Source organism: Pseudovibrio sp. POLY-S9, assembly GCF_001431305.1.
Taxonomy (GTDB): Bacteria; Pseudomonadota; Alphaproteobacteria; order Rhizobiales; family Stappiaceae; genus Pseudovibrio.
The window spans coordinates 1-8,650 of the sequence record NZ_LCWX01000065.1 but is presented as its reverse complement, the minus strand read 5'-3'; the positions used below and the strand labels follow the sequence as shown (position 1 = coordinate 8,650).

At 44.3% G+C, this 8,650-nt stretch carries 9 protein-coding genes; 8 read left to right on the top strand and 1 reads right to left on the bottom strand.

What is annotated here, in order from left to right; all coding sequences use genetic code 11:
- Window positions 1-89: 89 nt before the first annotated feature.
- The 7 genes from PPL9_RS34700 to PPL9_RS04575 all read left to right on the top strand — a co-directional run bounded on the left by PPL9_RS34700 (window position 90) and on the right by PPL9_RS04575 (window position 5,762).
- The gene (locus PPL9_RS34700; RefSeq protein ID WP_208989166.1) at window positions 90-257 is read left to right on the top strand and encodes an SRPBCC domain-containing protein; all 168 of its coding nucleotides are present in this window, start codon (window positions 90-92) and stop codon (window positions 255-257) included.
- A gap of 329 nt (window positions 258-586) precedes the next feature.
- Window positions 587-1,381: a glycosyltransferase family 2 protein gene (locus tag PPL9_RS04595; RefSeq protein ID WP_057461546.1), complete on the top strand. Its 795-nt coding sequence runs from the start codon at window positions 587-589 to the stop codon at window positions 1,379-1,381.
- 29 nt (window positions 1,382-1,410) lie between these two features.
- The gene (locus PPL9_RS04590; RefSeq protein ID WP_057461545.1) at window positions 1,411-2,337 is read left to right on the top strand and encodes a glycosyltransferase family 2 protein; all 927 of its coding nucleotides are present in this window, start codon (window positions 1,411-1,413) and stop codon (window positions 2,335-2,337) included.
- Between the two features lie 31 nt (window positions 2,338-2,368).
- Window positions 2,369-3,394: an ELM1/GtrOC1 family putative glycosyltransferase gene (locus tag PPL9_RS04585; protein ID WP_057461544.1), complete on the top strand. Its 1,026-nt coding sequence runs from the start codon at window positions 2,369-2,371 to the stop codon at window positions 3,392-3,394.
- The gene (locus PPL9_RS04580) at window positions 3,394-4,362 is read left to right on the top strand and encodes a polysaccharide pyruvyl transferase family protein (protein ID WP_057461543.1); all 969 of its coding nucleotides are present in this window, start codon (window positions 3,394-3,396) and stop codon (window positions 4,360-4,362) included. The genes PPL9_RS04585 and PPL9_RS04580 overlap by 1 nt, the downstream gene beginning before the upstream one ends.
- Window positions 4,363-4,675: 313 nt before the next feature.
- Entirely contained in the window at window positions 4,676-5,119 is a 444-nt protein-coding gene (locus tag PPL9_RS33020) for a hypothetical protein (RefSeq protein WP_208989165.1), read from the top strand.
- Window positions 5,120-5,156: 37 nt separating this feature from the next.
- Window positions 5,157-5,762, top strand: a complete 606-nt coding sequence (locus tag PPL9_RS04575) for a glycosyltransferase family 29 protein (RefSeq protein ID WP_057461542.1) — start codon at window positions 5,157-5,159, stop codon at window positions 5,760-5,762.
- 279 nt (window positions 5,763-6,041) lie between these two features.
- Here PPL9_RS04575 and PPL9_RS04570 read toward each other — a convergent pair whose 3' ends face one another.
- Window positions 6,042-6,941: an alpha/beta fold hydrolase gene (locus PPL9_RS04570; protein ID WP_057461541.1), complete on the bottom strand. Its 900-nt coding sequence runs from the start codon at window positions 6,939-6,941 to the stop codon at window positions 6,042-6,044.
- A gap of 180 nt (window positions 6,942-7,121) precedes the next feature.
- Here PPL9_RS04570 and PPL9_RS04565 point away from each other — a divergent pair, with 180 nt between their 5' ends.
- Entirely contained in the window at window positions 7,122-8,585 is a 1,464-nt protein-coding gene (locus tag PPL9_RS04565) for an alkaline phosphatase family protein (protein WP_208989164.1), read from the top strand.
- The last annotated feature ends 65 nt before the right edge of the window (window positions 8,586-8,650 follow it).

Sequence of the window (8,650 nt, the reverse complement as noted above, 5' to 3'; positions counted from 1 at the left end):
AAAGGAGAACTAGACCTAAAAAAAGGCTGGTCACCAAACCTCAAACTGGGGAAATTTGGTCCAGCACTTTTGGGGAAATTTGACCCAGCATTGACAGCGGCCACGAGACAGACGTTGAGGTCACCTTCGAGCCGATCAAGGATGGCACCCGGATGACCATGTTACAAAAAGTATTCGCCGATCCAGAGCAGACCAAAAACCACAACCACGGCTGGAGCAGCAGCTTCAACGACCTGCAACGCTTCGTCGAAAGCTAAGACGCTCTCCCCTCCCAAGAAGCGCCCATTCACGATCCGATATCGTGGGTGGGGGCAGCTAGCTAACTTTCACAATTCATCCCACTAAAACTAAATTACAGCTTAGACAAGGTAGCTTTCATGTTGATATGCCTGTTAGAAAACCCAGCTCAGAGTTAATCAACACATCGAATAAGACGACCCATCACCAACTTTTCTTTGCAAAGTACGAGCAGCCTAAATTTATAAGTGCATTACAAAATTGTAGTAACTTTATAGTTTGTTGCAAAACTGTCGTACAAGATGTATCGCAAAAATAAAATCCGACTTGAACCTTAGAGAACAGTCCCTTGAGCAACAACCTGCCAATCTCTGCCTTCATCATTAGCCAAGATGAAGAAGATCGTATCTTGATGGCAATCAATAGTGTGAAAACGTTGGTTGATGAAGTAATTGTTGTAGACTCAGGATCAACAGACAACACAGTCGCTCTTGCAGAAAAAGCTGGAGCTAAGGTCATCTACAATAAATGGGACGGGTACGGCAAGCAAAAGCGCTTTGCTGAAGATCAATGCAGAAACACTTGGTTAATCAACATAGATGCCGATGAGGAAATCACTTTAAAACTAGCTGATGAGATCACAGAAATTTTCACATCAACTCCGCGTGCAGATATCTACAAAGTACATATCGTCGACGTTTTCCCGCATGAAAAGACAGCAAAAAAGTGGGCATATGGTTACTGGCAATATCGTCTTTACAACAAAGAAAAAGGTCGTTTTTCATCCTCGAGTGTTCACGACACAGTGAGACCACATGAGGGAGCTAAGATAGCAAGATTAAAAGGCAAAGTTGATCATCGCTCGCAACGATCAATTCAGTTTACAGTAGAAAAATTCAACCGCTATTCTGATATGCAAGTTCAGGATATGATTTTCAGAGAACGACGAATATCACCGTTGAGATTACTGACAGAATTCCCTCTCGCGTTTTTGAAAAGCTATTTTATACGTAGAGGTGTGTTTTATGGGCTATGGGGCATCGTAGATGCTCACAACTATGCCTATTCCAGGTTCGTTAGACTAGCTAAATATTACCAGTATCAATTGATCGAAAGGGCAAAAAAGGCTAATAAGGAGCGATGAAACATATGTAGGTTTGTACAGGTACCATCGTGAAGCCGCTCATCAGTTATTTATTAACCGTATATAATAAGGAACAAGAACTTCCACAAACAATCCAGTCTTTACAAAACCAAAGTGGTTTAGACGGCGCACAGGTGGAGTTTATCTTTGTAGATGACTGTTCATCTGATCGTTCAATCGAATTTCTCAAGATTGAAGCGGCAAAAGATTCTCGTATTAAGATAATTGAGAACAAGCAAAATCGTGGTCCATCAGTTCGAATAAATCAAGCTGCTAAGCATGCTAGCGGCAGTTACTTAATTCCACTCGACGCAGATGACTTTCTCACTTCCAATGGTACCCGCACCTTACTCAACATTGCAGGAGACACTGGAGCAGCCCTTATTTTTGGAAAATCAAAACGTGGTTTTCAGACGCAGGCCCTCATCGATGTCAACTCACTTGTCACTGTTGCAAAAGACCCATTGGCCTATTGCGCTCGAAAACAGATCGTACACATGGGCTTTCTTGTTGACTCTCAACTATGGAGAACAGCTGGTGGGGCCGATGAACGAATATTTATACAGGATCAATCTTTGCCGCTAAGCTTGAGTGCAGCTGCTAACCGGCTCGCCTACATCCATGATGTTGTGTATTGGTTGCGTCCCAAAACAAATAATAACTTAAGTGAAAATACAACCCAACAACACCATGACCGCTTCTTTTCGGCTCTATTCCAGTTGGAAAGATCAGGCATTTCATACACAGCCAAACGAAACTTAACAAAGCAAATTTTTTCCTCGCGTTGGAAGCTGCTACGAGACAACGGCAAGCTGGATGCTTATCTCTCCGAGCCATTTTTAAGCTACATTTTCAACCGATTGTCTCCCAGAGCCGAAATCTCCAATCAAAAGCTTCAACATTACATAAAAGAGATGCTCTCTCAAAAAGATGTCAGACGGATCAGCTTCTCATAAAAATCAAAAGATATCGGAAGAAAGAAACGAGATGCCAGCTAAATCAAAAGATATATTTGTAGTTCGCTGCAGTATCTTGGGAGATCAAAACAATCTTCTTGGGCTGGCTGAGGCGTTAAAAAACGAGTTTGGTGGTGAAATCAAGTTAGTAGATATCAGGTTCCGTAGCAGAGTCTTGGAAACACTTTTTCTTCATCTTATTCAGCAAAAACACGAAAGCAAAATTTGGGACCACGTTACATCTTTCTTTTGTGTTGGCGACATTCCAGCGAAAGAAGAAGTCGATGGAGCATTTGTTCTTTCAACATTGGGAGCAGGAGAACTTCCAGCTGTATATCTTTCCAAATTAGGAGCTTTTTCGATTCATCTCGGTGAACTCAAACGGATTCCATACAATTTAATAGACATGACAATTGCTCATCCAGGTCACGTGACAAAGGTTGATGAGTTTAAACTTCCGTGTGCACCATCATCAATTGATGAGGAAAAACTGCTCCCCAAGGCAAAACGCAATGACTTACTTGTCGCCTTCGGGGGCAACACTGGTTCGCTAACATATTCTAGATATTTCTACGAAAAGACTTTATCGCTTGCTGCTATTGCAGCAGAAAGAAATCGATTAACTTTAAAGATTACAACTTCCCATAGAACTGGATTGAGAAATGAAGAAATCATTCAAGAATACATCCAAGACAAGAGCTTAAAAGTAGAGCAGTTAGCCCTCTACAATCAAAGTGATGTACCGAGTATGGGATTTTTACTCAGCAATGCAGCAATAGCGTTGATAAGTGCCGAGAGTGTTTCAATGATCTCAGAAGCATTAGCAGCCTCAGCTAAGACGGTCGCAATTTATGAACACGCACTTCCAAAGGAAGAAAGAATTTCCAGATTTCTTGAGGAGCAATTATGCAACAATCAAATCATGCTCATTGATGCGATTAGTTCAGACGATATCGAACTGGCATCACTCCAGTTTCCAAGTGTATCCTGGAAAACTCCTTTCCTCTCTGCGGTTCATCGCAAGCTAAATAAGAAAAATATCCGAGCAGCGGCATAATGGCAAATTACGTTTTAATGAATGATACCTACGACACTTGGCATCATGGGTGTCGCGCCGTTTCGCGAGTGATCCGGCGTGAAATGACAAAAAGAGGTTTCAACTTAATTGCAACCTCTCGCGTAGGAGCCCGATGGTGGGAAGATGTTTCTTTTGTTGAGCAAATTCAAAAAGCAGATCTAATCCTCATAAACGGTGAAGGTTCGTTTCATAGCGGAGGTGAAGACGCGCAACGTTGCATCAGAGTCTTTCATGATTTCGCTCATATTAAACCCATCGCACTTATTAATAGTATTTGGCAAGATAACCCGAGTGAATGGACAAAATTTCTTAAAGATGCGTCCTACGTGTCGTTAAGAGATACAATCAGCCAAAGCAATCTGTCATCTCAGGGTATTGACGCACAGTTCTGTCCCGATTTAAGTCTCGTTAGCTCCCGTCCAACGACGTCAATCGCAAAGCGTAGTGGAGTAGCATGGGGAGATGCTTTACGGAGACAAACAACTCGAGCCCTCTATGATGGGTTCAAGAGCGCTAACGGAGAGAAATACTTTGCCAGCGTTCGTCCTCGCTTTAGATCTCCAATAACACCTCGCCCGATTAAGGATTTTCGCTATCAAATGATTTGTAGCATTAAACGCTACACTTGCTTTAATGACGAAGTTGAGCTTTCTGAGTTTCTCAGTTCACGAGAATTATACATTACAGGCCGTTTCCATGGTGCTTGCCTGTCACTTTGCGCTCGAACTCCATTTATTTCAATTGCATCTAACACGCAGAAGATCACGTATTTGCTGCAAGATTTAGGTCTAAACACAGAGCGGGTATTCCCTGATACTACCCAACTTGTAGCTGCCTCCGCGGAAAACTGGGGTTGGAGCAAGCAAGAGCAACAGAACCTAGAAGAAAGTTTACAAAATATATCAAGGCAATCTCAAAAAATGTTTGATGAGATTTGCACTTGCTAATTTGCTGAAGTCGACTTATTTCGTTGCCACAAACCTTGACGCATAATATCTAATAAAAATGTGCCTGATCCAACTTCAGAGGATTAAGGTTAAAAGTGATTCTGGAGATTGGGTTATCATTATTCTCAATACAATTAAAATTCCAAAGCCAAATCGTATACTAAGGAAACGAATAAAAGTAGACGGCACTTCGCTCCAATCAAACGTTGCTTCTTGGTCTTTTTATTTGCCCTCTCTACAAATAAAGCTATTGCATTCGTTTGATGGATTTTGCCATTGCATTTCTAAAGGTGCACCGTCCAGGAGCCGTATTTTGGAAGAAGATTATCCATTAAGAAGTGAACGATACACACTTCGAGATTGGCGTCAGATTTACAAAAAAGAAGTATCACTACGTACTGCAGAAAACTATGTTAGTGCAGATCGTCTTTATAAAGCAGGAATTGGTCCAAAAGTTATCGACATAGTTTATGTAAAAAATTTTGTTGCATACTATAATCCTCGTCCCACTTGGACTTGTGGTTTGGTTGTTGAGAACCTCTACCAATATCCAAGAAAAACACCTACAACTGAGAACCAACTGCACGATGCAGGTGTGTTTCCAGACTATATTAATAGCTGTATACGTCAGCAAATCCACGGTTATGTGAGTGATTTAAACTCTGTCTTAGGAGTTATGCCTAAAGACGCCGATAGCCAAGTCAATGCGATTAACTTGGAATTTCAGAACGTCATCAATTCTGGAGTTCTAAGTTAATTATTAAACGATGCCTCTGTTTTGGTAAAAGTCCGTCATGCAGCTCAAAAGATACTTTGCTCAGAAATCAGTTGCGGTCATTGGTAACTCAAAAAATCTTTTAAATTATCAGTACGGTAGTGAAATTGATGCGCATGATGTTGTAGTCCGAATGAACCGTGGTGTGACCATTCCTCAGATGAACTGCTTTGGGGAAAATACGAATGTATGGTGCTACAGCACACTCAAGCTAGTCAAAGACATCTATAGAAAGAACAACTGCGACTACAGGGTTTGCATGTCTCCAAAGAGTCGCGTGCTTACAAATAGATGCTCAACAGATCTTTTTTTTCCAATAACACTATGGAAAAGACTAAACAACGAATTAGAAGCACGTCCTTCGGTTGGCGCAATGGTGACCTACCTGTTAGCCCAATGTGATCCTGCCAGCGTCGACATCTATGGATTTGATTTCAAAGCCTCAAAGAGTTTTTACGAAAAATCAAATAACACTGGATCCCACAATTTTCAGAGAGAACAAAAATTACTGCAACAAATAATAATAGATAAAGGCTGGTCCTTTAAAGACTGTTCTTTGGAATACAACATCGAAGCAACTGAATGGAAACTCTCAGCTTTTATGAAAAAATATTTTAGTACTTAAGTATTCGTAATTGAACCCAAACTCGACATTTAAAACTGACGGCACCAACCAATTCAACAATACGGGCATGAGCTGGTGGTCGAATTCTTCCGGGCCCTCCATCGCTCCGACTGTCGAATGAAAAATCTTTCCAGCCCCCATCGCTGTCACCTGTCTCACGAAAATCGATACGTAAGGAAACATTGCGGCACAAAGCTTAGTGGAACATCGGCAAAACTATACTGAAAGTTATTCAGCTGCGATCAGCTGCCTGGTGTAAGCAGCTGACCAAGCTCAGCTTTAAAGCTGCGTGTCAAACCATTTTAAGATAGCCGGAACCACTTGCTCATCAATCATCTGAGGGCCTTCAAACGCACTCCAAACATGATCGGTATCGAGCACGACGAGTTTTTCTTCACCGTCATGATAAGTCATCCAGGCCTCACCAATTGCTGGCTGCGGTGTGATCAGAGCATCCTTAAGACCCATCATTACAAGCAATGGCCCGTCATAGTGCGCCATCGCTGCCAATGGACTGGTGACAGGCATTTCCTGATAGAACCGGGCTTTCAGTGTTGTTTCAACACCCCATGGCAAGCTTCCTGTGACCGGCATTTCAGGATCAGCAGTCATCGCGTTGTTCACCAACTCCGTTCCGAAGAGACCCGTAAACGTCACCAACGGATTGGTTGCGGGCGCCATTAAAACAACGGTGTCTACATCTGGTCGTGCAGCAGCTGCATGGCTGGCAACAAGCCCACCCTGGCTCCATCCAATCAAAGCAATCTTAGTGCCTTTGAATTGCTCTTGAGCACGTACCCAGTCAATGGTTGTGACGGCATCCTTAATCTGCCCGGAGAACGTTGTGTCCTCCCACTTTCCATCACTTTCGCCTGAGCCTCGAAAATCTATCCGCAGCGATGAAACACCGCTTTCGGCCAGCAAACGTGCCATGCGAGAGAAGACACCTTCTTCAGTTTCCTTTACCGGTAACTCGTCACGCGTTCCGGTAAAACCATGCAACAGAATTGCGATTGGGGCGTTTTCTTGTGCTGCAGTCTCCAAGGTACCGACCACACTCTGGTTATCGACAGGAATGGAAACAACACGTTCTTCAGCACCTGCGGTTTGCATCATAAACAAGTTGATTAAGCCCAATACCCCAACGCTCGATGCAATAAACTTATTCGACAAATACATTTCAACTATCTCCCTCAAAATTCTTTATTCAGAAACACGCAGGAGTATAACCAGCAAAATTTGCTCAGCAATGGTTGAAAAACTCAACGCCATTTAGATCAAGTAAAACACGGAGTTCCTCTTGCTAATCCCGCGACAAATAAGGGAATATAGCCACATCAATCAGGGGAGGTGTTTGATATGGCTAACGGGCGCAATGTGCTCTGGATCATGTGCGATCAATTACGGTTTGATTATCTGAGCTGTTACGGTCACCCACATCTGCACACTCCACATATCGACAAACTTGCGGAACGAGGTGTCCGGTTTAACCGCGCTTATGTTCAATCTCCCATTTGCGGCCCATCTCGCATGAGTTTCTATACCGGGCGTTATGTGCGCTCTCACGGCAGCACGTGGAACGGCATACCGCTTCGTGTCGGGGAGCCAACGCTCGGGGATCATTTGCAAGAGATTGGCGTGCGCAACGTGTTGGTTGGCAAAACCCATATGCGTGCAGATTCTGACGGCATGGCCCGCCTCGGCATCTCTCCGGAAAGCTTCATTGGTGCCCGCGTTGCTGAATGCGGGTTTGAAGTGTTCGAGCGGGATGACGGACTTCACCCCGATGGGTCATACTCTCCAAATCCGCAATACGACAGTTACCTCCAAGCCAAAGGATACCATGGCCCAAACCAATGGGAGCAATGGGCGAACTCAGCTGAGAGTGAAGACGGTGAGATCCTCTCCGGCTGGTTGCTTGGTCACGCTGATAAACCGGCGCGGGTTCAGGCTGAACATGCCGAAACGCCTTACATGATCCAGCGGTTCAAAGACTTTGTTGCCGTTGCCGGAGAGGAGCCATGGTGTGTGCATCTTTCACTCATCAAACCTCACTGGCCCTATATCGTCCCTGCCCCCTACCATGACATGTATGGAGCAGATGATGTTCTGCCAGTCGTTCGCTCAGATGTTGAGAAGCAAAATCCGCATCCTGTGTTTAAGGCCTTTATGGGTGAGCGCGTTTCCAAGGCGTTTTCCAATGATGAAACGCGAGCAAAAGTCATTCCTGCCTACATGGGCCTGATCAAACAGATCGACGATGAAATCGGCAAACTCATGGCGTTTCTCGACGAAAAGGGCCTGACAGACACCACCATGATAGTGTTCACCTCCGACCATGGGGATTACTTGGGCGATCATTGGATGGGCGAGAAAGAGCTCTTCCACGAACCATCTGTCAAAATTCCGCTGATCGTTGTTGATCCAAGAGCGGAGGCTGACGAGACGCGGGGCACCGTTAGCGAAGAGTTGGTCGAAGCAATCGATCTGGCGCCGACCTTTGTCGAGTTCTGTGGCGGTACGCCCAAATCAAACGTGCTTGAAGGCCGCTCTCTCTTGCCGTTGCTCGAAACTGTTGAACCTGTTCAGTGGCGTGAGTTTGCCATTAGTGAGTACGACTATTCCATGCGCAATGCGCGGATGGATCTTGGGTTGTCGATAGCAGATTGCCGCCTTGCGATGATCATGGACAAGCGCTGGAAGTTCATCCATGCAGAAGGATTCCGACCCATGCTCTTTGATCTTGAAGAAGATCCGCAGGAGCTGAATGACCTTGGCGCTGATCCTGCATTTGAAGTTCGTCCCTGTTTCCGGACAGTTTGATTAAACACATTACGCTGCCATTTTCCAAGCCCTTTGTTCAAACGCCTGACAAGGCGTTTTGTAGC